The following is a 22,621-nucleotide window of genomic DNA, read 5'->3' on the forward strand; positions in this document are numbered from 1 at the left end:
GCTACCTCCCCGGCCGGCCCGTCGGGGGCCCGGAGGGACGGTGTGAGCGCGAGCGACAGCGCGGTGCGGCGGCCGAGAGCGGCCGCGGCGCCCTGGAACGACCTCGTCGTGGTCTGCGCGAAATGCGCCAAGCGGCAGGGCCTGGGCGGCCGGGTGCGCAAGGACCTGAAGCGGGCGCTCAAGCGCGCCCGCCCCGAGCGCAAGGTCCGCGTCGTCGAGACCGGCTGCCTCGGCCTCTGCCCGAAGCGCAGCCTCACCTTCGCGACGCCGGCCTCCCTGCGGGCCGGGCGCCTCCTCGTCCTCGATCCGGCGACGGAGGCCGAGACCATGGCGGAGATCCTGGTGCCGGAGCCCCACCGGTGAGCGGCGGCCCGCCCGCGGCGACGCGCCGGCTCGCCCGCGCCCTGATGCGGCGCGTCCCCCTGATCGGGGCGCTCGCCGGCCTCGTCCTCGCCCTCTGGCTGGTGAGCGTGCACGATCTCTCCGCGGTCGCCACCGCCTTCGGGCGGATCGGCCCGGCGGGCCTGGCGGCCGTGGTGCTGGTGCGGGCGCTCGTCGTGCTGCTCTGCGGCCTCGCCTGGGCCCGGGTGGCGGGGGTGCCGCAGATCGGTGCCGGGCCCTTCGTGCTGCTGCGCTTCGTGCGCGAGGGCGTGAACGTGCTCCTGCCCGTCGCCTCGGTGGGCGGCGAGGTGCTGGGCGGGCGTCTCCTCACCTTCTGGGGCGTGGCCGGGCCGGTCGCGGCGGCGGGCATCGTGGTCGACCTGTTCTTCCAGATCGTCGGCCTCGCCCTGTTCGCGCTGTTCGGGATGGTCCTGCTGCTCCGGGTCGAGGGCGAGCAGGCGGCGCAGGTCGCGGCCTGGTGCGCGCAGGGTCTCGCCCTCGCCGCCCTGGTCCTCGGCGGCTTCTACGCGGTGCAGCGCTTCGGCGGCGCGGGCGCGGTCGAGCGCCGGATCGCGGCGCTCGGGCGGCGCTTCATGCGCGAGGCCTCCGGGACCGCGCCCGAGATCGGCGTGCAGCAGGCCCTCGACGCGCTCTGGGACCTGCGGCGCTGGCGGGTGCTGGCGGAGGGGTTCCTGCTGCACCTCGCGGCCTGGTTCGCGGGCGCGCTGGAGATCTGGATCGCCCTCACCTGCATCGGGGTGGAGCACGTCTCGCTGACCGAGGCGCTGGTGCTCGAATCGCTCAGCCAGGCGATCCGCTCGGCGGCCTTCCCGGTCCCGAGCGGCCTCGGCGTGCAGGAGGGCGGGCTGGTCCTCCTCGGCGGGCTGTTCGGCGTCGATCCCGGGACGGCGCTCGCCCTCTCGCTGGTCAAGCGCGTGCCGGACGTGGTGCTCGGCCTGCCCTCCCTCCTGCTGTGGCAGGCGATCGAGGGGCGCCGCGAGGCGGTGGCGCGCCCGGCCGCGTGCGGGGCGCGCATGGCGGGGTCGCTGCCGCGGGTGGAAGGCTGAGCGGGATCCGGATCGGTCCTCGCGGCCGTCCGGAGCCTTGCCGGGCCGGCGCGCGCCGCGGAAGCGGTGCGTCGGGCCCGGCGGCCCGGCGAATCCTCGTCCGCGGCGACGCCGCGGCACCGTCGGTCAGGCGGCCCGGACCGAGGCCACGAAGCGCACCATCTCGGCCCGCAGCACCTCCGCCTGGCGCGCCAGCTCGCTCGCCGAGGCCAGGATCTGGTCCGCCCCCGCCCCGGTCTCGGCCGCGGCCCGGGCCACATCCGCGATCGTGGTCGTCACCTCCGAGGTCCCGGCCGAGGCGTGGCTCACCGACTGCACGATCTCCCGCGTGGCCGCGCTCTGCTGCGTCACCGCCGCGGCGATCGCCGCGGCCGTGGCGTTGATCGTCGCGATCGTGCGCGAGATGCCCTCGATCGCCGGAACCGCCCGCTGCATCGTCCCCTGGATCGCCGAGACCTGCCCGGCGATCTCGCTGGCCGCCTTGCCGGTCTGCTCGGCCAGGCTCTTCACCTCCGCGGCCACCACCGCGAAGCCGCGCCCCGCCTCGCCGGCCCGCGCCGCCTCGATCGTGGCGTTCAAGGCCAGCAGGTTGGTCTGGCCCGCGATCCCGGAGATCATCTCGATGATCGCGCCGATCCGCGAGGCGCCCGCCGGCAGGTCCGCCACGATGGCGGCGGTCGCCGTGGCCTCGTGGACGGCCCCGCTCGCCAGCTGGGCCGCGTGCTCGACCTGCCGGCCGATCTCGACGACCGAGCTGCCGAGCTCCTCGGCGGCGCCGGCCACCGCGGTGACGTTGCCGGCGGCCTGCCCGGCGGCGGCGGTGACGGTGCGCGACTGGCGCGAGGCGTGGTCGGCCGAGCCGGTCAGGTGCTGGGCGGTGGCCTGGAGTTCGGTGGCGGCCGAGGACACGACCTGCACGATGCCGCCGACCGAGTGCTCGAAGGCGTCGGCCAGCTCGGTCATGGCGCGCCGGCGCACGGCCTCGCCGTCGCGGCGGGCGGCCTCGGCCTCGGCCTCGAGGGTGCGGTTGCGGGCCAGCCCGTCGCGGAAGACGTGGACGGCCTCGGCCATCGAGCCGATCTCGTCGCGCCGGCCGACGCCCGGGATGGCGGCGTCGAGGTCGCCCGAGGCGATGCGGTGCATGCTGGCGGTCATGGCGGCGAGCGGCCGGGTGACGCGGGTCCGGATGAGCCAGAAGGCGGCGGCGGCGATGGCCAGCATGGACGCGAGGGTGAGCCAGGCCAGCCGGGCCTCGGACCGCGCCCGGGCCGAGAGGTCCTCGATCCGCGCGATCGCGCTGTCGAAGGCGGCGTCGCGCGCCTCCAGCACGATCCGCCACATCTTGAGCGTCACCTCGCGGAAGCGCGGCGCATCCATGCTGAACTGGCCGGTAGCGAATTCCGTGCCGAGCGAGGCGCGCAGGGCCTTGAAGGGCTCGTGGTAGCCGGCGGTGGCCTGCCGGATCGCCTCGCGCAGGGCGGGCGCGGTGGTCGGGCGGGCGCCGGTCGCGGCGATGCGGGTCCAGATCGGGTGCAGCTGCCCGTCCAGCTGGGTGAGCGTGGTGCGGGTCGCCTCGGGCACCGGCTTGCCCTGGACGATCAGGTTCTGGAGGACGCCGCCGATGCGCCCGGCCACGTCGCGCAATTCCCACACGGTGAGAGCGAGATCGCCGGCGCCGAAGGCGACGCCGTCGACCTGCGCGATCGCTGCCAGCTGCGCGTGGATCATGCCGATGATCGCCTCGTTCATCCGGCTCGTGGTGTCGATCGCGGCCTCGGCGGCGTTGCCGCGCTGCGCGATCGGCACGCCGCGGATCATCTCCTCGCTGCGTCGGCGCAGGTCGGCGAAGACCTCCCGCTGGCGGTCGAGTTCGGCCCGAACGGGCGCGAGTTCAGGCAGCGCCTCGACGAGTTGCCCGACCGCGGCCTGCGCGGCCCGGAAGGCGGCGTCGGCCGGCTTGCGGGCGTCGATCAGGGCTTGGCTCTGGGAGGTGTCGCCGGGCGCCACGGTGCCGAGCTGCAGCTGCATGAGGCCGCGCTCCGGATCGGCCGCGGCCGGGATGTCGGCGAGCGCCTTCGCGGCCTTCAGCCGGGTCAGGGTGACCGCGTAGGTGTCGAGGTGCTGCTGGTGTCCGAGGCCGATCCAGAGCGCCAGCCCGCAGCCGAGCAGGGCGAGCGCGAGTACGATCGTCGGAAGCAGCCTTGCGAGCCTCATCATTGTTCCCTGTTCGGCAGATCGACAGCACACGGGTCGGGCGCCGTCCGCGCGGAACGGCGCTGCGCGGATCTGGCCCGACTTGGGACGACGACCGCCGGCGGCTATGCCGGGGCCGACCTTGAGACAAGCCACGTTCCTTGCGGAAATACGTATAAGGCGCGTTTCCTTACGTTTAGTAAGATGCGGTTGGCGTTGTGCTTCGTGCCTCGGGGGCAGCGCCCCGCGGCGGGGCAATGCCGAGCGCTCCTCCCCATCGGTCTTTCCGCCGCTCTCGCCTCGCCCGCGAGGGCGGCGCGAGCCGCGCGGGTGCCGCGCCTCGCCGCGCGGGTGCCTGCGAGCCCTCCGGCCCGGTTCCCGGCGGCCTCGGCCCGGGAGGGGCGTGCGACGGGTTTCGACGCGGCGCGATCGATCGTCGCCGCGCGCCGCGCGCGGCGGGCCGCCCCGCAAGGCACGGGCGGCGCCGGCCCTCAGGTCTGGCCGGGCTTGAGCTGGTAGAAGATGTGACGGCCGATCACGTCCATCTTCTTGAGCCGGCGCGACCAGCGCGGGCGGACGTAGTCGGCGTGGTAATGGGTCGCCCCGCCGACATCGGCGAGGTAGGTGCGGCCCTCGACGACCTCCCGGGCCACGCGCGTCGCGGTGGTCCAGGCGCTCTCGTCGGTGATGCGCAGCGAGCGGCCCTCGCAGGCGAAGGAGAACTGGCAGCCGAGGTAGCGGTGCCGGTTCTGGTAGACCACCCCGCAGATGTTGGACGGGTAGAGCCCGCTCTTGGCGCGGTTGAGCACCACTTGCGCCACCGCCGCCTGGCCCTGCTCGGGTTCTCCGCGCGCCTCGAAATAGACCGCCTCGGCGAGGCAGCGCTGCTCCTTCTCGGCATTGTCGGGCGTGATCAGGGCCGCGTAGCGGCGCCGCGCCTCCTCGGTCGGCAGCACCTCGGGGCTGATCCGCGCCGCATGGGTGAGGCCGGGGCGCGCGTCGAGGCGCGAGGACGGCAGCCCGCCCACGACCGGGGCCGCCGCGACCTCGATCGGGATGGCGTCCGCCGGGGCCGGCGTCGTCGAGGACAATGCGACGGCGCGGGGCACCGCCGGGGTGGCGCCGTCCTGGCGGGCGTCCTGGGTCCGCCCGCCGGTCGAGGCGCCCCGCGTCTCGTCGCTGGCGGCGCTCGACGGGGAACTCTCGGAGGACCGCTCGCCGCCCACCGGCGGGCTCCCGCCCGGTGGAAACGGCACGAAGCCGGTCTCGTCGGGGTCGGGCGTCCAGGTGGCCGGCCCGGGCGTCAGGGCGGCGGCGACGCCGCTCCCGGCGCCGCCGAGCCAGCCCCTGCGCAGGGAAGCGAGGCGCCGCCGCGCGCTCTCCTGGCGCCCAGGCGCGAGGGCGTCCGCCTTGGCCGCGCGCTGCGGCAGCGGCGTCGGCCCGGCATGGGACTTGAGGTCGGGATGCAGCGGCGCCGCGTCGAGGGGCTCGGCGAAGAGCCCGCTTGGCGGGACCAGCCCGCTTGGCGGGACCAGCCCGCTTGGCGGGACCAGCCCGCTTGGCGGGACCAGCCCGCTTGGCGGGACCAGCCCGCTTGGCGGGACCAGCCCGCTTGGCGGGACCAGCCCGCTTGGCGGGACCAGCCCGCTTGGCGGGACCAGCCCGCTTGGCGGGACCAGCCCGCTTGGCGGGAGAGGCGGCGACGCGTGGGCCGAGAGGAGCGCCACCGTGCTGGCCCCGAAGGACGAGTCGACGCCGGCCGCCGCCGTGAACGAGACCAGGACCCCCCCGGCCACGAGCCACGGCGCCGTCGCGGCGCCGATCCAGCGCACGCCTCGCCCTCTTCTCCTGCGCCCTGCTCCCACGTTCCGATCCCACGGCTGTTGCGCCAGAAGCCGCGTGACGGCCGGGGACGATGATCGGGAAGTATGGTTGAGCGGGCGTTAACGGCGGCGCCTCGCCCAGGCGGCGAGGTGCCGGACGGCGTCATCCGCTGTCCGGACGATCACGTCCGGACAGCGGATGAGAAGCCCGCGCGGCGCGTGAGCCAGGCCGACATCCGCCTGGCGACGCAAGCCGTCGGATTCCGGATCAGGCCTCTCCGCGCGGCCTGATCGAGAGCGCCGCCTGGGCGGCGGCGAGCCGGGCGATCGGCACCCGGTAGGGCGAGCAGGACACGTAGTCGAGGCCGACCTCCTGGCAGAAGGCGATCGAGGCGGGGTCACCCCCGTGCTCGCCGCAGATGCCGAGCTTGATGCCCGGGCGCACCGCCCGGCCGCGCTCGACCCCGAGCCGCACCAGTTCGCCCACGCCCTCCTGGTCGATCGACACGAAGGGGTCGGAGGAGAGGATGCCGCTCTTCGTGTAGGGCCCCAGGAAGGTGCCGGCGTCGTCCCGGCTGATGCCGAGCGTCGTCTGGGTCAGGTCGTTGGTACCGAAGGAGAAGAACTCCGCCGTCTGCGCGATGTCGCCGGCCCGCAGGGCCGCCCGCGGCAACTCGATCATCGTGCCGACCTGGTACTCGACCGACGCGCCGGTCTCCTGCGCCACGGCCTTGCCCATGGCGTCGATGCGCGCCTTGACGAGGTCGAACTCGGCCTTGGTGAACACCAGGGGCACCATCACCTCGGGGATGACGGGCTTTCCGGTCCGCGTGGCGGCCTCGACGGCGGCCTCGAAGATCGCGCGGGCCTGCATCTCGGCGATCTCCGGGAACAGGATCGCCAGCCGGCAGCCGCGGAAGCCGAGCATCGGGTTGGTCTCGTGCAGCTCGGTCATCCGGCGGCGCAGCTTGTCGGCCGGCAGGCCCGTCTCGGCGGCGAAGGCCGCGACCTCCTCCTCCTTGGGCAGGAACTCGTGCAGCGGCGGGTCGAGCAGCCGGATCGTCACCGGCAGGCCCGACATGATGGTGAAGAGCTCGACGAAATCCGCCCGCTGGTAGGGGAGGAGCTTGGCGAGCGCCGCGCGCCGCCCCTCGGCGTCGTCCGAGAGGATCATCTCGCGCACGGCCGTGATGCGGCCCTCGTCGAAGAACATGTGCTCGGTGCGCGACAGGCCGATGCCCTCGGCGCCGAAGGTCCGCGCCGCCCGCGCATCCGCCGGGGTCTCGGCATTGGCGCGCACCTTCATGGTGCGGACCTCGTCGGCCCAGCCCATCAGGGTGGCGAAGTCGCCCGAGAGTTCGGGCTCCAGCATCGGCATCTCGCCCTGGATCACCTGCCCGTTGGAGCCGTCGATCGTGACGAGGTCGCCGGCCTTCAGAGTCACGCCGCCGACCGAGAGGGTGCGGGCGTTGTAGTCGACGCGGATCGCGCCCGCGCCGGAGACGCAGGGCTTGCCCATCCCGCGCGCCACCACGGCCGCGTGCGAGGTCATGCCGCCGCGGGTGGTCAGGATGCCCTCCGCCGCGTGCATCCCGTGGATGTCCTCGGGCGAGGTCTCGACCCGCACCAGGATGACCTTGCGCTCGGCCTTCCTGGCCGCCTCGGCCTCCTCCGAGTTGAACACGATCTCGCCGCAGGCCGCCCCCGGCGAGGCCGGCAGGCCGGTCGCGATCACGCGGCGCTCGGCCTTCGGGTCGATGGTCGGGTGCAGGAGCTGGTCGAGCGAGGCCGGCTCGACCCGCCCGATCGCCTCCTGGCGGGTGATGAGCCCCTCGCCGGCGAGTTCGACGGCGATGCGCAGGGCCGCCTTGGCGGTGCGCTTGCCGTTGCGGGTCTGCAGCATCCAGAGCTTCCCGTTCTCGACGGTGAACTCCATGTCCTGCATGTCGCGGTAATGCTTCTCCAGCAGCCCGTAGATGCGCACGAGCTCCGCGTAGGCCTCCGGCATCGCCCGCTCCATCGAGGGCTTGTCGGAGCCGGACTCGATCCGGGCCGCCTCGGTGATGTCCTGCGGGGTGCGGATGCCCGCCACCACGTCCTCGCCCTGGGCGTTGATCAGGAACTCGCCGTAGAGCGCGCGCTCGCCCGTCGAGGGGTTGCGCGTGAACGCGACGCCGGTCGCGGACGTGTCGCCCATGTTGCCGAACACCATGGCCTGCACGTTGACCGCGGTGCCCCAGCTCTCCGGGATGGCGTGCAATTCGCGGTACTTGTTGGCTCGCGGGTTCCGCCACGAGCCGAACACCGCCCCGATCGCGCCCCAGAGCTGGGCCTGCGGGTCCTGCGGGAAGTCCTGCCCGAGCTCGCGCTTCACGATGCTCTTGTACTCGCCGATCAGGTGCTTCCAGTCCTGGGCGGAGAGGTCGGTGTCGAGGTCGAGCCCCTTCGTCTCCTTGTAGTGCTCGAGCGCCTCCTCGAAGGTGTGGTGCTCCACCCCGAGCACCACGTTCGCGTACATGGTGATGAAGCGCCGGTAGCTGTCGTAGGCGAAGCGCGGGTCGCCCGCGCCGCGGGCCAGCGCCTCGACGGTGACGTCGTTGAGGCCGAGATTGAGCACCGTGTCCATCATGCCCGGCATGGAGGCCCGGGCGCCGGAGCGGACCGAGACCAGCAGCGGCGTCTCGGAATCGCCGAAGCGGCGGCCGGTGAGCCCTCCCACCGCCTCCAGGGCGGCGTCGACCTGATCCTTGAGCTCGGGCGGGTACTCCCGCCCGTGGTCGTAGAAGTAGGTGCAGACCTCGGTCGTGATCGTGAAGCCCGGGGGCACCGGCAGCCCGAGATTCGACATCTCGGCAAGGTTCGCGCCCTTCCCGCCGAGCAGGTTGCGCATCGACGACTGGCCCTCGGCCTTGCCGTCGCCGAAGGTGTAGACCCACTTCGCCATCGTGTTCGTCCGTTTGTCCGGGTTGCGACCCCACGCGTCGCCGGGGTTGGACCATCCCAAGGCACAACGCAAGCTGAACGGCGCGCCACGCGCCTGACGCGCGGGCGGTGGGGGCCCTGCTCCGCGACGCGCCGGGGCCGGCGCGGGACCTCAGACCCGGTACCGGCCGTGCCGCTTAACCAGGACGGTCGTCCCGACCGGCACGCGGCCGTAGAGGTCGACGATGTCCTCGTTGAGCATGCGCACGCAGCCCGAGGACATCTGCTCGCCGATGCTCCAGGGCTCGTTGGTGCCGTGGATGCGGAAGAGGATGTCGCGCCCGCCCTGGTAGAGGTAGAGGGCGCGTGCCCCGAGCGGGTTGTCGAGCCCGCCCTTGCGCGAGCGGGGCAGGTCCGGGTTGAGGCCGACCATGGTGCGGGTCGGCCCCCAATCGGGCCAGACGCCCTTGCGGCCGATCGTGGCGGTGCCCTTCCAGGAGAAGCCGAGCTTGCCCACGCCGACGCCGTAGCGGATGGCCTCGCCCCCGTCCTGCACGAGGTAGAGCAGGCGCTCGTCGATATCGACCACGATCGTGCCGGGCTTCTCCGGGCCCGCATAGGCCACGACCTGGCGCCGGTACTTCGGGTCGATCCGGCCGCGGTCGACCAGCGGCACGTCGAAGGGCTGGTCGGGCATCGTGCCGATGTACCAGGCCGCATCCTCGTCGGTCGCCGCGACACCGGTCACCGCCACCTGGGCCGGCCCGCGGGCTTGGCAGGCGGCGAGCGACAGGCTCGCCAGGAGGAGGGGGATCAGGCGGCGCGGCGTCATGGCGGGGAGCGATCCTCGGCGGGCGGTCGGATGCTCCTGCCTAGCCGCTCGCGCGGGCCGCGTGTGTGTCCCGGGAGCCGCAGCGCGCCGCCGAGCGCCCGTCCGGCGGCGACCCCGGCGCGGAACCCGGATCCGAGCCGAACGGCCGCGGCGCTTGAGCGAGGCCGACATCCGCATGGCGACGCAATCCGTCGGATCGCGGATCACGAGCCCGCGCGGCGCTTGAGCGAAGCCGACATCCGCATGGCGAAGCAATCCGTCGGATGTCGGATCAGGCCGCGAGGAGCGGGCGCAGGGCCGCGGCCGGGACCGGGCGGCCGAGAAGGTAGCCCTGCACCACGTCGCAGCCGAAGGCGCGCAGCTGCTCCAGCTGCCGGGGCGTCTCGACGCCCTCGCCCACCGTGACGATGCCGAGGCTGCGGCCGAGATCCGTGACGGCCCGGACGATGGCGGCACTCTGCGGGTCCTCGCCGAGGCGGCCGACGAAGGAGCGGTCGATCTTGATCTGGTCGAACGGGAAGGCGCGCAGGTAGCTGAGGCTGGCGTAGCCTGTCCCGAAATCGTCGATGGCGATCCGCACGCCGAGCGCGCGCAACTCGCTCAGGATCGCGACGTTCGCCGCGTCCTCGGAGAGCAGGACCGTCTCGGTGATCTCCAGGTCGAGGCGCCGGGGGTCGAGCCCGGTCTCGGCGAGGATCGCCGTCACCGAGAGGGCGAGGCCCGGGCTGCGGAACTGCGCGGGCGACAGGTTCACCGCGACGCGCAGCGGGACGCTCCAGCCGGCCGCCTCCCGGCAGGCCGCGCGCAGCACGAAGGCCCCGAGCTCGCCGATCAGGCCGAGATCCTCGGCGAGGGGCACGAATTCGCCCGGGGGGACGAAGCCGCGCGCCGGGTGGCGCCAGCGCAGCAGCGCCTCGCAGCCGAGGATGCGCAGCGTGCGGCAATCGTGGAGCGGCTGGTAGTGCACCTCGAGCGCGCCGGCCTCCAGGGCGGCGCGCAGGTCGGCTTCCAGGATGCGGCGGGCCTGGATCGCCTCGTCCATCGCCGGCTCGAACGCGACGGCGGTGCCGCGCCCGGCCGCCTTGGCGGCGTAGAGCGCCATGTCGGCCCGGCGCAGCAGCACGTCCGGATCCGTGCCGTCGGCGGGCAGGAGCGCGACGCCGACGCTCGCGCCCACCTGGACGGCCTGGCCCGCGACCAGGAAGGGCTGCTGCGCGAGCGCCGCGATGACGCGCCGCGCCGTCGCCATCACCGCCTCCGGCCCGTCCGCGGGCGCGAGCAGGGCGAATTCGTCGCCCCCGAGCCGCGCCACGCTGCCGTCCTGCGCGCAGGAGGCGAGGCGCTGGGCGGCCTGGCGCAGCAGCTCGTCGCCGGCCGGATGGCCCAGCGTGTCGTTGACGAGCTTGAAGCGGTCGAGGTCGAGGCAGAGCAGCCCGGCGCTCCGCCCGTCCCGGGCCTGCGCCTCGAGGGCCGCCACGATCCGCTGCCGGAACAGCACCCGGTTGGGCAGGTCGGTCAGCGCGTCGTGATGCGCCATGTGGGTGATCCGCGCCTCGGCCCGGCGCCGCTCGGTCACGTCCACCAGGGCGGTGAGCGTCGCCGACCGGCCCTCGAAGGGGATGCGGCGCGAATAGGCCGCGACCTCGATCACGCTGCCGTCGCGGCGGCGGTGGCGCGCGGGCGCCTCGCCGCTGCCGGCGCCGCCCGCGACCGCGAGGTCGCGCAGGCTCATGCGCAGGAAGTCCGGCGACGCGTAGCCGTAATGGCCGATCGCGGCGTCGTTCACGGCCAGGAAGCGGCCGGCCTCGTCCGTCACCCACATCGGCAGCGGGTTGGTCTCGAACAGCAGGCGGGCGGATTCCTCCCGCGCCTTGACGTCGCCGATGTCGGTCAGCGTGAGGCCCAGGTGATCCCCGAGGGAGGCGGCCTCGATCTTGAGGTGGAGCACGGCCCCGTCCGCGCGCCGATAGGCCGCCTCGAAGCTCAGGCGCCCGGACGCGCCGGCGATGGGGCGCAGGCGCGCCGTGGTGGCCTCGGCGACGGGGCCCGGCAGGATCGCGGACAGGCGCTGCCACATCAGCGCCGCCGGCCCGCCGATCATCTCGGCCGCGGCCTCGTTCAGCGCCACGACCTGGAAGTCGACGACGCCGCCGGCCTCGTCCCGCACGGCGCTGAGCGCCAGGATGCCCTGGCCGGTGGCGCGCAGGATCGCCTTGAGGAGGTTGGTGCGGCTCGTCTCGCCGAGCAGGCAGAGCAGGACGTAGCGGCCCCCCGTCCGGTCGCGCAGCGGCAGGCCGAGGATCTCGGTGGAGAGCACCATCCCGCCGCTGACCTGGTTGCAGCGCGCCCGCACGGGCTGCCCGCCCGCGAGCGCGTCCCGCAGGATCGCCCCGAGGGAGTGGCCGAGGCCCTCCCCCAGCGCCGCGACCGCGACCCCCTGCGGCGGGCGCCCGAGCCAGGCCTCGAAGGCCTCGCCGCTCCACAGCACGTGCGCCGGATCCTCGCCGGGCAGGGCCACGAGGGCGGCGCGCGGCGCCGCCCGCCGGAGATTGCCGAGAACCACATCCTCGTAGAAGGGCAGGCCGCGCGCGGCGGCCTGCGCGGAAGACCAGCCGCGAAGCAGCGCGTCGGTTGCCGTCGGATCGGTCGCCATGGTCACCGTAATTCCACGCAGAACCGAACCATGTCTCGCGCGGCCGGCGTTACGCTCTGCTGAAATTTTGCCGGCTTTACCCAGAGAATCTGCAGTGCCGGCGCGATTTTGCGCGTCCGGCGTGTTTTGTGCGCCCCTCTCAATCAAAGGGCCACTTCGATCAGGAAGGGTCCGCGCCGCGCGAGGGCGCGCGTCAGGACGTCGACGAGGCGCGGCAGGGTCTCGACCCGGCAGCCCTCGACGCCGTAGCCGCGCGCGAGGCTCGGCCAATCGATCGGCGGATCGTCGAGGGTGAGCATGTCGAGGGCCTTGCGGCCCGGATTGGCCCCCACATGCGCGAGTTCCGCCCGCAGGATGGCGTAGGAGCGGTTCGACCAGATCAGGGTGACGACGTCGAGCCCCTCGCGGGCCTGGGTCCAGAGCGATTGCGCCGTGTAGAGCGCGCTGCCGTCCGCCTGCAGGGCGATGACCTTGCGGTCCGGGCAGGCCACGGCGGCGCCCGTCGCCATCGGGATCCCGAGCCCGATCGCGCCGCCGCTGAGCTGCAGCCAGGTATGGGGCGCGGCGCCCTGCGTGACGGGGAAGAAGTTGCGGCCGGTGGTGATCGACTCGTCGCAGATGATCGCTCCCTCCGGGATCAGGGCACCGAGCACCTGCCCGACGCTGTCCTGGTCGAGGCGCTCGCCGCCCGGCAGGACCGGGCGGGCGGGGGCCGGGAGGTCCGCCGCGGCCGGCGCGCCGACCGCCTCGGCGAGGCGCTCCAGCGCGTCGATCTGGTCCTGCTCGGGGGCGGCCAGGGCGAAGACGTCGCAGGTCGGCGCCGCCAGCGCGGAAGGCTTGCCTGGATAGGCGAAAAAGGCGACCGGCAGCGTCGCCCCGACCAGCATGATGTGCCGGAAGGGGGCGAGCACCGCCCGGGCGGGATCGACCGGGTAGGGCAGCCGCTCGATCGGCACGCTGCCGGCGCCGCGGTCGATCCGGGCGTTCGACGTCATGGCGAGGAGCTGCGCCCCGGTCCGGGCCGCGATCCGGGCCGCGATCCGCCGTCCCTCCCCGCGCACCGCCCGGTCGCCGAGATGCAGCAGCACCGGCTCGCCGCTGGCGAGCGCCGCGGCCGCGTGGGTGATCGCCTCGTCCGGCACCCGCGCCCGCGCCGGGATGGCCGGCACGGGCGCCACCCCGCCTCCCTCCTCCCAGGCGGTGTCGGCGGGCAGGATCAGCGTCGCGACCCCGCCGGGCGGCGTCAGGGCGGCGGCGACCGCCGCCGCGCCGTCCCGCGCCACCTCCCGGGCGCTCAGCCCCGTGCGGAGCCAGGCCGAGACGGGCCGCGCCAGCCCCTCGATGTCGGAGGTCAGGGGCGCGTCGAAGGCGCGGTGGTAGGTCGCGTGCTCGCCCACGATGTTGACCATCGGCGAGCGTGCCCGCCGGGCATTGTGGAGATTCGCGATGCCGTTGCCGAGGCCGGGGCCGAGGTGGAGGAGCGTCGAGGCGGGCCGGTCGGTCATCCGGGCGTAGCCGTCCGCCGCGCCGGTCGCCCCGCCCTCGAACAGGCACAGCACCGCGCGCATCCCCTCGACCCGGTCCAGGGCCGCCACGAAGTGCATCTCGGACGTGCCCGGATTGGTAAAGCAGACCTCGACGCCGCCCGCGACCAATGTGCGGACCAGGCTCTCGGCACCATTCATGGTCATCGGCGGGCGCTCCTCCGTCCCTGTGACGTCGCCGCCGATATAGCGCCGCCCGAGGGATCCCAAAGCCCGCCCGCCCGTTACGGGTGCAAGGCTCGGCCGTTCGGCCCGCGGCCGCTTCCCGGACGCGCCCGCGGTTCCCGCCGGAACCGGGGCGCGCCGGGCTTCCACCCTTACGGCACCGCCCTCGACGAACCGGCATCCGCGTCGTCGGGCGGTGCCCTGCATGGCGGCGAGGCTCCGATGCGACTGTTCCAGTGCCAGTTCTGCGGCAACATCCTGTACTACGAGAACCACACCTGCGAGCGCTGCGGGCACCGGCTCGCCTACCTGCCCGAGACCGGCACGCTCTCGGCCCTGGAGCCGGTGGGCGACGGGTCCTGGACGCCGCTCGCCGCCCCGGACCGGCCCGGCCTGTTCTGCACCAATGCCGAGCACGACGCCTGCAACTGGCTGGTGCCGCCCGGCACGCGCGACGCGTTCTGCCTCGCCTGCCGCCACAACGGCACCATCCCGGACATCTCCGATCCGGGCCGGCTCCTGGCGTGGCGGAAGATGGAATCGGCCAAGCACCGGCTGTTCTACACCCTGCTGCGCTGGAACCTGCCGCTCCACACCCGCGCGGAGGATCCCGAGCACGGGCTGATCTTCAACTTCCTGGCCGATCCGCCCGCGGACGGCCCGAAGGTGATGACCGGCCACGACAACGGCGTCATCACCATCGCGCTCGTCGAGGCGGACGACGCCGAGCGCGAGCGCCGCCGCGCCGCGATGGGCGAGCCCTACCGCACGCTGCTCGGCCATTTCCGCCACGAGGTCGGCCACCATTACTGGGACGTGCTGGTCCGCGACGCCGGCAAGCTCGACGCCTGCCGGGCCGTCTTCGGCGACGATTCCGAGAATTACGAGGAGGCGCTGAAGCGCCACTACGCGGAGGGCGTGCCGCCGAACTGGCAGGAGAACTTCGTCTCGGCCTACGCGACGACGCATCCCTGGGAGGACTTCGCCGAGACCTGGGCGCATTACCTTCACATCGTCGACACGCTGGAGATGGCGAGCGCCTTCGGCATGCAGGTCCAGCCGCTCCTCGACGCGACCGGGACGCTCGCCGCCCGGATCGGCTTCGACCCCTACAGGGCCGACAGCATCGAGCAGGTGGTCAGCACCTGGCTGCCGGTCACCTTCGCGCTCAACAGCGTCAACCGGGCGATGGGCCTCAACGACGTCTATCCCTTCGTGCTGGCGCCCCCGGTCATCGCCAAGCTGGGCTTCATCCACGACCTCGTCCATCGGCGGATCTGACCGGGGCGCCGCCGCCGAGGCCGCGCTGGCGCCGGCTCCCGGACCCGTCCATGATGGGCCGCATGCCCCCGGGGGATGCGCCGACGCCATCGGCGCCTCCCGGCCAGCGGGGCCGGGAGGACAGGACATGAAGCTCGCCAGCCTCGCGCACGGCCGGGACGGCCGCCTCGTCGTCGTGTCGCGGGACCTCACCCGCGCCACCGATGCGTTCATCGTGGTGCCGACCCTGCAGCAGGCCCTCGACGAGTGGGACCGCCACGGCCCGGCCCTGGAGGCCCTGGCCGAGCAGCTGGAGCACGGCTCCGTCCCCTCCTTCCGCTTCCACGAGCACGCCTGCGCGGCGCCGCTGCCGCGGGCCTTCGCGCGCCGCCACGCCGCCGCCTGGCCGGGGCACGTCCGGCTCCTGCGCCAAGCCGAGGGTGCCGAGGCCCCGTCCGATTCCGGCACGCCCCTGCGCCACGCGGCCTCGGACGGGTTCCTGGCCCCGCGCGCGACGCTCCCGGCCGATCCCGCCGCCTCCCTCGACGTCTCCGCGGGCCTCGCCGTGATCACCGGCGACGTGGCCCAGGGCACCGCGCCCGCGCAGGCCGCGGGCGCGGTCCGGCTCGTCACGCTCGTCACCGAGGTGATTCGCCGCGACCGCCTCAAACCGGACGGGCTCGACCTCGACGGCCCCCTGGCGGCGGGCTTCGCGGCGAGCCTCGGCCCGGTCGCGGTGACGCCCGACGAGCTCGGGCCGGACTGGCAGGACGGCATGGTCCAGCGCCCGCTCTGCGTCACCCGCAACGGCGCGCTCCTCGGCCGCCCCGAGGCCGGCTCCGATCTCGGGTCGGGTTTCGGCGAGCTGATCGCCGAGGCGGCGCGCCTGCGCCCGCTCGGGGCCGGCACCATCGTGAGCGCCGGGCCGGTCTCGAATCGCGGCATCGATGGCGGGCCGGGCCGCTCCGTCGCCGAGGGCGGGGCGGGCTTCGCCTCCCTGGCCGAGGCGCGCGCCGCCGAGATCGTCGCGTCCGGCTGGGCGCGCCTGCCCTACCTGGCGCCCGGCGACCGCCTGCGGGTCGAGGTGAAGGACCGCGGCGGCCACTCGGTGTTCGGGGCGATCGAGCACGAGGTCGCCTGAGGCCGGCGCTTCTCGCCGCAAGCGGGCGCCCTCCCTCTCCGGCGCCCGCCCCCTCCTCGACCGCGAGCACGTCCCGATGCCCGATCCCGAACCGCTTCCCGAACTCGCCGAGGTGCTGACCGAGGGCGTCCTGCGCCCGGCGATCCACCTCGACCACTGCGTCATCCACGTCTCGGACTGGGACCGCGCCACGGCCTTCTACAGCGACGTGCTCGGCGCCGAGCCGGTCCCGGTCGGCCGCGGCTTCGCCTACCGCTTCGGCGGCGTGCAGCTCAACGTGCACGGCCCGGGGCAGATCGGCGAGCCGCGCGCCCGCCTGCCGGTGATGCCGGGCGGCAGCGACCTGTGCTTCCGCTGGTCGGGGCCGATCGAGGAGGCCGTCGCCCACCTGGAGCGCCACGGCGTCGCGGTGGAGCTCGGGCCGGTGCCGCGCAACGGCGCGGCCGGCCCGGGGCTGAGCGTCTATTTCCGCGATCCGGACGGGTCGCTGATGGAATTCATCACCTATCCGACGCCGTGAGGCCCGTCCGCGCGGCCGCGTCATCCGCCATCCGCCGCGCGCCGCACGGTCCCGGGCGCCCGCGCGGCGCTGCCACCACCCAGCCGCCTTGATAAGTGCCGTCCCTCCGGCGAGAGACATCTTGTCCCCGGGTCGTCTGCATTCTGTGCCGATCTGCTGGTCAATGAGCCGCTGATTCGGCGAACGGCTTAAATTTTCCGAAAGCCGTGCCGAGTCAGGACTCGCCTATACGGCAGCGCCCCCGGGGCGCCGGCGTGCGGGCGCGTGGAGGCCGGGATGCGGTCCGAGGGCGGATGGGTTCGGCGCGGGGTGACCCGGTCGCGTCGCGTCTTCGCGGCGGACCGGAGCGGCAGCATCGGCATGATGTTCGTCGTCACCCTCGTCCCGGTGCTGCTGCTCGTCGGGGCGGCGGTCGACTTCACCTCCTACCAGAAGGCCCGGACGGAGCTCGACGCTGTCGCGGACCAGGCGGTCCTCGCCGCCGTGAGCGCGGCGGGGATGAAGATGAGCCAGGCGGATGCCGAGGCCGCCATGGCCAAGCTGTTCACGGACGCGGCCGCCGCGCTGCCGAACGTCTCGGCCAGCCCGCGCGCGGCGACGGCCCCGACGACGGACGGGGTGCGCACGGCGAGCCTCACCTACAGCGCCACGATCCGCACGGGAATCATGCGGCTCGCCGGGTTCTCGACGGTCGCCTTCGGGGGCACCGCGACGGCGGCCTCGCCGAATCCGATCTTCACGGATTTCTACCTGCTCCTCGACAATTCGCCGTCGATGGGCGTGGCGGCGACCACCGCCGACATCGCCACCATGGTCGCCAACACCTCCGACCAATGCGCCTTCGCCTGCCACGACATGTCGGCGGGCGGGAACGACTACTACGCCAAGGCCAAGAACCTCGGCGTGAAGATGCGCATCGACGTGGTGCGCGACGCCACCCAGCAGCTGATGGACACCGCGAGCGCCAAGGCGATCGCGGCGGGCCAGTACCGGATGGCGATCTACAGCTTCGGGACGAGCTGCTCCGGGATCGGGCTCAACCAGGTCTCCGCGCTGACCGCCAATCTCTCCACCTCGAAGACCGACGCGGGCGCGCTCGACCTGATGACGGTGCCCTACCAAAATTACAACAACGACCAGTGCACCGACTTCGACGGAATCTTCGCGCGGCTGAACAGCGCGGTGCCCAATCCCGGCAGCGGCGCCAGCGCGGCCTCCCCGCAGAAGGTGGTCTTCTTCGTCTCCGACGGGGTGGCCGACGCGAATTACCCGAGCACCTGCACCAAGCCGACCACCAACGGGCGCTGCCAGGAGCCGATCACGCTCGCCAATTGCCAGGCCCTGAAGGACCGCGGCATCCGGGTCGCGGTGCTCTACACCACCTACCTGCCGCTGCCGACGAACGGCTGGTACAATACCTGGATCGCCCCGTTCTCGAGCCAGATCGCCACCAACATGGCGGCCTGCGCGTCGCCGGACCTGTACTGGCCGGTGAGCCCCTCGGAGGGGATCGCGGACGCGATGAAGGGCCTGTTCAAGAAGGTGGTCGATTCGCAGCGGCGCATCACCAACTGACGCGGCCGGACGTGATCGTCCGGACAGCGGATCACAGCCCCGAGACGAGGTGCCCCCCATCCACAGGCAGCGTCACCCCGGTCATCCAGGCGGAGGCGTCGGTCGCCAGGAGCAGGAAGGCGGCGTCGAGATCCTCGGGCTGCCCGAGCCGGCGCATCGGGATCCGCCTGACGAGCGCCTCGCCGGCCGGGGTGGCGAAGAAGTCGCGGTTGATGTCGGTGTCAATGTAGCCCGGCGCGAGCGCGTTCACCCGGATCCCGTACCGGGCCCATTCGAGGGCGAGGGCCTCGGTCATCTGCACCACCCCGGCCTTCGAGACCGTGTAGGGGCCGACGCCGCCCGCGACCCGCAGGCCGAGGATCGAGGCGACGTTGAGGATCACGCCGCCGCGCGCGGCGCCGCGCCAGCGCCGCGCCGCCGCCACCGACACCGCCCAGACCCCGCGCAGATTGGTCGCGATCACCCGGTCGAAGACCGACAGGTCGGTGTCGAGGGCGGGCCCGCCCTCCGCCACGCCGGCATTGTTCACGACCACGTCCGGCAGCCGGGCGAGGCCCGCGAAGGCCGCCTCGACCGAGTCGGCGTCCGCCACGTCGAGGGCCACGGCCGAGGCCCGGGGGGCACCGGCTTCGCGCAGGGCCTCGACCAGGCGGTCGAGCCGGTCGCGGCGGCGCGCCGCCACGGTGACCTCCGCGCCGCTGCGCGCGCAGAGCCGGGCGAAATGCGCGCCGAGGCCGCTCGACGCGCCCGTCACGAGCACGTGGCGGCCCCGCAGGCCGGCGGCGAGATCCATGGCGCGCTCCCTGTCTGCCCTCAGCCCGACCGGCTCTGGGCGAGCTGCTGGTTCGTCATCTCCAGGCGGTGGGCGAGTTCGCGCATCACCGCGATGGCGATCTGCGGGAACTGGCTCAGCAATTCGAGGAAGACCCTGCGGTCGATGCGCAGCGCCGTGGTGGGCACCACCGCCGTCACGGTCGCCGAGCGGGGCTGATCGGCCAGGATGCCCATCTCGCCCACGAGGGCGTTGACGCCGAGCACCGCCACCCGGATCGGCCCGATCGGGCGGTCGAGGGTGACGGCGGCCTCCCCCTCCAGGATCAGGTAGGCGGCGTCCGCCGCGTCGCCCTGGTCGAAGAACTTCTGTCCGGCCGCGAAATGCACGCGTTCGCTGGTGAAGGCCAGGAGCTTCAGGCGCGGAGGATCGACCTCCCGGAACATCGGCACTTGGCGCAGCGACTGCACCTCGGTCTCGAGCGTCATGCCCCGCATCCCGGCCCCTGACGCGCCGACCTTGCCGCAGCGCGGGTCCGGGCGCCAGCCCCCCGGGGCGGATGGGCGGCCGGCCTCAACCGGAAGTTCGCGCATCCGCGGCGACGGAGGTGCCCCGGGCCCGCAGCACCACGTCGAAATGCGAGGCGAAGCGCTCGTTGGGCAGGACGGCGACGAGGCTGCCCTCGCGGCCGAAATGCTGGACCAGCAGCGTCAGCACCGCCCGGGCCCGGTTCTCGCCCATCGGGCCGAGCGCGCCGTCGAGGACGAGGAGGTCGGGCCGGCGCACGAGGCCGCGCACGAGGCTGATCGCCGCCCGCTGGCCGCCGGTGAGGAAGCGCCCGGCCGGGCCGACCTGGTGGTCGAGGCCGACGCGGGCGACGGCGTCCGCGAGGTTCATGGCCTCGACCGTGGCGGTGATGGCGGCGGTCACGGCGGCGGCGGCGTCCGCGGCCGACTGGTTGATCCGCCCGAACAGCAGGTTGTCGCGCAGCGGGGCCGCCGCGCAGACCGCGTCCGGCTCGTAGAACTCGACCCCGCCCTCGCCGGCCTCGGCGAGCGCCGCGCGCAGGGCCGCGCGGGCCTCGACCAAGCGGGCGCGCAACGCGTCGTCGAGCAGGCCGAGGCGGTGGCGCGGCTCGATATAGGCGAGCGGCAGGGCGATGAGCCGCGTCGCGTCCGCCCCGCCGTAGCGCTCCAGCCCGAGCCAGCGACGCCGGACCCGCGCGAGCCAGGACGAGCCGTGGCGCGCCTCCGAGGCCTCGGTGGCGGTCCGGCGCGCCAGGATCGCCTCGTATTCCGGCAGCTCGTCCGCCGACAGGAAGGAGAATTGCTCGAAGAGCGGGTGGCCCATCGGCAGGCCCTGGAAGATCTCCAGCATCGTCTGGGCAATCTGCTCGCCCATGGTGACGAAATCCTCGGCGAGCCCGCGCTCGTCGAGCACGGCGCGCACCACCGGGTGCTCCGCCATGGCCCGCCCGGTCAGGCTCGCGGTGGTCGGCACGCCGAACAGGAGGTTCTCGCCCACCGTCGCCTGGCTGTTGTAGCGCTCCGGGTCGAAGGGCTCGACGAGGTTCTCCATGCCCTGCGCGGCGAGCCGGGCCCGCAGCGCGCCGCGCGCCTCGATCATGCGGGAGGCGAGGTTCGGATGCCGCTCCGGATCGACCTGCCCGAGGAGGCCGAACCGGTAGACCTCCTCGCCCATGCCGATGCGGCGCAGCCAGCCCAGGATCACCCCGTCCAGGGCCGCCGCGTCCGGCACGCCCGCCTGCGCGTAGTCGATCCAGTCCCCCGACAGGCTCGCCAGCGGGTTGCCGGTGCGCCGGGCCTCCGCGAGGCGGCGGCGGTCCTCGAGGGTCTCGGGCGGCGGCACCTGCTCGGGCGGGCGCTGCAGCCCATAGACGATGTTCTCGCGCAGCGACCCTGGAAACAGGATGGGCTCGACGCTGGCGTAGGCGATGCGGCGCGCCAGCGCCAGCGAGCCCCATTCGCCGAGGTCGTGGCCGCCGACCGTGATCCGCCCGCGGCTCGGCGCGAGGCGGTGGGCGAGGACCCGCGCGAGGGCGCTCGCGGCCTGGCTGCCGTCGCTGACGATGCCCAGCCGCAGGGGCAGCGTGACGGAGAGTGAGACCCCTTCCAGGAGCGGGCCCTGCGATTCCCTGACCCAGAGGTCGTCGGCCTCGAGCGGGCCGACGAGGGGCGTGTCGCGTCCCGGGACCTCGGCCGGCAGCAGGCGGTCCGGCAGGAATTGCTGCACCACCTGCTCGTACTTCACCTGCACGTCGAGCCGCTGCTGATCCCAGTCGATCAGTTCCTTGAGGGGCGGCGGCAGGTCGCGATAGGCGGCGATCACCGCCACGAGCTGGCCGATGCTGAGCTGGCCCTTGAGCGCGAAGTAGCCGCCGATGCAGTAGAACAGGAACGGCGTCATCTGCGCGAGCAGGTTGTTCAGGAACTTGACCATGAACTTGCGCCGGTAGATGCGCAGGCGCAGGTCGAAGAGGCCGAAGAGGCGCTGGCCGATCTCGGCGCGCTCCCACGGCTCGGCCCCGTTGGCGTGGACCGCCTCGATGCCGTCCACCACCTCGCCGACCCGCCCGGCGAGGCGGCGCGAGGCGAGCTGGCGCCGCCGCCCGAGGCGCAGGAGTTCCCGCCGCAGGCGCGGGATGACCACGAATTGCACGCCGACGACCGCGGCCGCCATCAGTCCGAGCCAGACGTTCTGGAGCAGGATGAAGGCCATGGCGGTGGCCGCCTGGGTTCCCAGGAAGGCCGGCAGGATGTAGGCGTCGCCGATGAAGCCGCCGATCGGCTCGACCTCGTCGCGCACGATCGTGGCGAGTTCGGAGGCCTTCGCCTGCCGGATCGACTCGGGCGAGAAGCGCAGGATCAGCGAGAACAGCTGGAAGCGCAGGCGCCGCAGCATGCGCTCGCCGAGCGCCCCCTTGGCCACGTTGATCCAGTACTTGAAGGCGCCGTTGATCAGGACGAGGAGGAGGAACAGGGAGGAGAGCCCGAACAGGAGTTCGAAGCGGTCGACCTCGAACCCGTCGAAGAGCGCCCTCTCGCCGCCGAACCAGTCCGGCACGCGCAGGCGCAGGACGAGGAAGTGGGCGGTCGCGTTGCCCTTCTCGAAGGCGTGGCCCTGGATCGCCTCGTTGACGATGCGCCGCGGCAGGTCGAGGGACGCGAAGTAGAGCGGCAGCGAGGCCAGCACGACGGCGCAGATCAGGATCTGGTCGCGCTTCGAGTGGCGCCAGATGTAGCGGAACAGGCTGCGGTCGAGCCCGCCCGCCGCGTCGGCCGCCTCCGGATCGGTCCCGATCATGGGCGCGGCCCGCGGCGTCGCCCGATCGGCCACCGGCGCGGCGACCCCGTTGCGTCTGAGCGCTTCTGCCCCGTCCATCCGCTCCTGCCCGCTCCGCGCGACGACCCCGTCCCTGTGGCGCCCGCCCCGCGCCGGCACCCGCATGGCAGGATCGCCGACGGTTCGGGGCGGAGCGGGCGGACGCCGCCGGGCCGCCGGCCCGCGCCGTTCCGCAGGTCCCGGCCCGGCCGGACGTCCCTGCCCGAACGACCGAGCGTGACCTCCCGCGCCGGCTCAGTCTAGGCGGGAACCCGGCGGGAGTCGCTAGAGGCTGTGATGGACCGCTCCCGGCGCCCGGCGGGACGTCCGCCCCGGCACGTTGCGGCGACCGGCCGGAGCGGGAGCCGGCCGGGCCGGCGCCGGGGCCGCCCGCCGCCCGCTCCGCGCGGGGCGCGGGTCCCGCGCCCCCC

General features: G+C 73.8%; 15 protein-coding genes. 6 read left to right on the top strand and 9 right to left on the bottom strand.

From position 1 onward, the window contains the following. Positions 1–42 precede the first annotated feature (42 nt). Complete coding sequence (locus M446_RS12945; RefSeq protein WP_012332551.1) at positions 43–363, top strand: (2Fe-2S) ferredoxin domain-containing protein; 321 nt, start codon at positions 43–45, stop codon at positions 361–363. Further along, positions 360–1,448 carry a lysylphosphatidylglycerol synthase domain-containing protein gene (locus M446_RS12950; RefSeq protein ID WP_012332552.1) on the top strand — a complete coding sequence of 363 codons (1,089 nt, stop codon included), beginning with the start codon at positions 360–362 and terminating at the stop codon, positions 1,446–1,448. Before M446_RS12945 ends, M446_RS12950 begins: the two co-directional genes overlap by 4 nt. A 126-nt stretch (positions 1,449–1,574) precedes the next feature. Here M446_RS12950 and M446_RS12955 read toward each other — a convergent pair whose 3' ends face one another. The 6 genes from M446_RS12955 to M446_RS12985 form a co-directional block, all read right to left on the bottom strand. Then, complete coding sequence (locus tag M446_RS12955) at positions 1,575–3,662, bottom strand: methyl-accepting chemotaxis protein (protein WP_043702381.1); 2,088 nt, start codon at positions 3,660–3,662, stop codon at positions 1,575–1,577. A gap of 470 nt (positions 3,663–4,132) precedes the next feature. Next, positions 4,133–5,473, bottom strand: a complete 1,341-nt coding sequence (locus M446_RS12960) for a cell wall hydrolase (RefSeq protein WP_012332554.1) — start codon at positions 5,471–5,473, stop codon at positions 4,133–4,135. A 259-nt stretch (positions 5,474–5,732) separates the two neighbouring features. Continuing rightward, on the bottom strand, positions 5,733–8,408 hold the full coding sequence (gene ppdK, locus M446_RS12970; protein ID WP_012332555.1) for a pyruvate, phosphate dikinase: 2,676 nt from the start codon (positions 8,406–8,408) through the stop codon (positions 5,733–5,735). A gap of 150 nt (positions 8,409–8,558) precedes the next feature. Further along, entirely contained in the window at positions 8,559–9,218 is a 660-nt protein-coding gene (locus M446_RS12975; protein ID WP_012332556.1) for a L,D-transpeptidase, read from the bottom strand. A 271-nt stretch (positions 9,219–9,489) separates the two neighbouring features. Continuing rightward, entirely contained in the window at positions 9,490–11,871 is a 2,382-nt protein-coding gene (locus tag M446_RS12980) for a putative bifunctional diguanylate cyclase/phosphodiesterase (RefSeq protein WP_012332557.1), read from the bottom strand. Between the two features lie 143 nt (positions 11,872–12,014). Beyond that, entirely contained in the window at positions 12,015–13,562 is a 1,548-nt protein-coding gene (locus M446_RS12985) for an acetolactate synthase large subunit (RefSeq protein WP_012332558.1), read from the bottom strand. Positions 13,563–13,802: 240 nt separating this feature from the next. Between M446_RS12985 and M446_RS12990 the strand changes: the two genes are divergently transcribed. From M446_RS12990 to M446_RS13005, 4 genes are all read left to right on the top strand, one after another. After that, on the top strand, positions 13,803–14,861 hold the full coding sequence (locus M446_RS12990; RefSeq protein WP_012332559.1) for a putative zinc-binding metallopeptidase: 1,059 nt from the start codon (positions 13,803–13,805) through the stop codon (positions 14,859–14,861). 127 nt (positions 14,862–14,988) lie between these two features. Further along, a complete protein-coding gene (locus tag M446_RS12995) occupies positions 14,989–15,981 on the top strand; it encodes a fumarylacetoacetate hydrolase family protein (protein WP_012332560.1) in 993 nt (330 codons plus the stop codon). 76 nt (positions 15,982–16,057) lie between these two features. Then, on the top strand, positions 16,058–16,501 hold the full coding sequence (locus M446_RS13000; protein ID WP_012332561.1) for a VOC family protein: 444 nt from the start codon (positions 16,058–16,060) through the stop codon (positions 16,499–16,501). A 276-nt stretch (positions 16,502–16,777) separates the two neighbouring features. Beyond that, a complete protein-coding gene (locus M446_RS13005; protein WP_012332562.1) occupies positions 16,778–18,076 on the top strand; it encodes a pilus assembly protein TadG-related protein in 1,299 nt (432 codons plus the stop codon). A gap of 31 nt (positions 18,077–18,107) precedes the next feature. Here M446_RS13005 and M446_RS13010 read toward each other — a convergent pair whose 3' ends face one another. The 3 genes from M446_RS13010 to M446_RS13020 all read right to left on the bottom strand — a co-directional run bounded on the left by M446_RS13010 (position 18,108) and on the right by M446_RS13020 (position 22,316). Next, the gene (locus M446_RS13010; RefSeq protein WP_012332563.1) at positions 18,108–18,869 is read right to left on the bottom strand and encodes an SDR family NAD(P)-dependent oxidoreductase; all 762 of its coding nucleotides are present in this window, start codon (positions 18,867–18,869) and stop codon (positions 18,108–18,110) included. A 20-nt stretch (positions 18,870–18,889) separates the two neighbouring features. Beyond that, positions 18,890–19,336, bottom strand: coding sequence for a Crp/Fnr family transcriptional regulator (locus M446_RS13015; protein WP_043701180.1), 447 nt, complete (start codon positions 19,334–19,336; stop codon positions 18,890–18,892). An 85-nt stretch (positions 19,337–19,421) separates the two neighbouring features. Then, positions 19,422–22,316, bottom strand: a complete 2,895-nt coding sequence (locus M446_RS13020; RefSeq protein ID WP_043701185.1) for an ABC transporter ATP-binding protein/permease — start codon at positions 22,314–22,316, stop codon at positions 19,422–19,424. Positions 22,317–22,621 lie beyond the last annotated feature (305 nt).

Source organism: Methylobacterium sp. 4-46 (assembly GCF_000019365.1).
GTDB lineage: Bacteria > Pseudomonadota > Alphaproteobacteria > Rhizobiales > Beijerinckiaceae > Methylobacterium.

Coding starts and splice junctions, on each gene's coding strand:
- M446_RS13000 (WP_012332561.1), top strand. CDS start 16,058: ATGCCCGATCCCGAACCGCTTCCCGAACTCGCCGAGGTGCTGACCGAG.
- M446_RS12990 (WP_012332559.1), top strand. CDS start 13,803: ATGCGACTGTTCCAGTGCCAGTTCTGCGGCAACATCCTGTACTACGAG.
- ppdK (WP_012332555.1), bottom strand. CDS start 8,408: ATGGCGAAGTGGGTCTACACCTTCGGCGACGGCAAGGCCGAGGGCCAG.
- M446_RS13010 (WP_012332563.1), bottom strand. CDS start 18,869: ATGGATCTCGCCGCCGGCCTGCGGGGCCGCCACGTGCTCGTGACGGGC.
- M446_RS12975 (WP_012332556.1), bottom strand. CDS start 9,218: ATGACGCCGCGCCGCCTGATCCCCCTCCTCCTGGCGAGCCTGTCGCTC.
- M446_RS13005 (WP_012332562.1), top strand. CDS start 16,778: ATGCGGTCCGAGGGCGGATGGGTTCGGCGCGGGGTGACCCGGTCGCGT.
- M446_RS13015 (WP_043701180.1), bottom strand. CDS start 19,336: ATGACGCTCGAGACCGAGGTGCAGTCGCTGCGCCAAGTGCCGATGTTC.
- M446_RS13020 (WP_043701185.1), bottom strand. CDS start 22,316: ATGCGGGTGCCGGCGCGGGGCGGGCGCCACAGGGACGGGGTCGTCGCG.
- M446_RS12995 (WP_012332560.1), top strand. CDS start 14,989: ATGAAGCTCGCCAGCCTCGCGCACGGCCGGGACGGCCGCCTCGTCGTC.
- M446_RS12985 (WP_012332558.1), bottom strand. CDS start 13,562: ATGACCATGAATGGTGCCGAGAGCCTGGTCCGCACATTGGTCGCGGGC.
- M446_RS12955 (WP_043702381.1), bottom strand. CDS start 3,662: ATGAGGCTCGCAAGGCTGCTTCCGACGATCGTACTCGCGCTCGCCCTG.
- M446_RS12980 (WP_012332557.1), bottom strand. CDS start 11,871: ATGGCGACCGATCCGACGGCAACCGACGCGCTGCTTCGCGGCTGGTCT.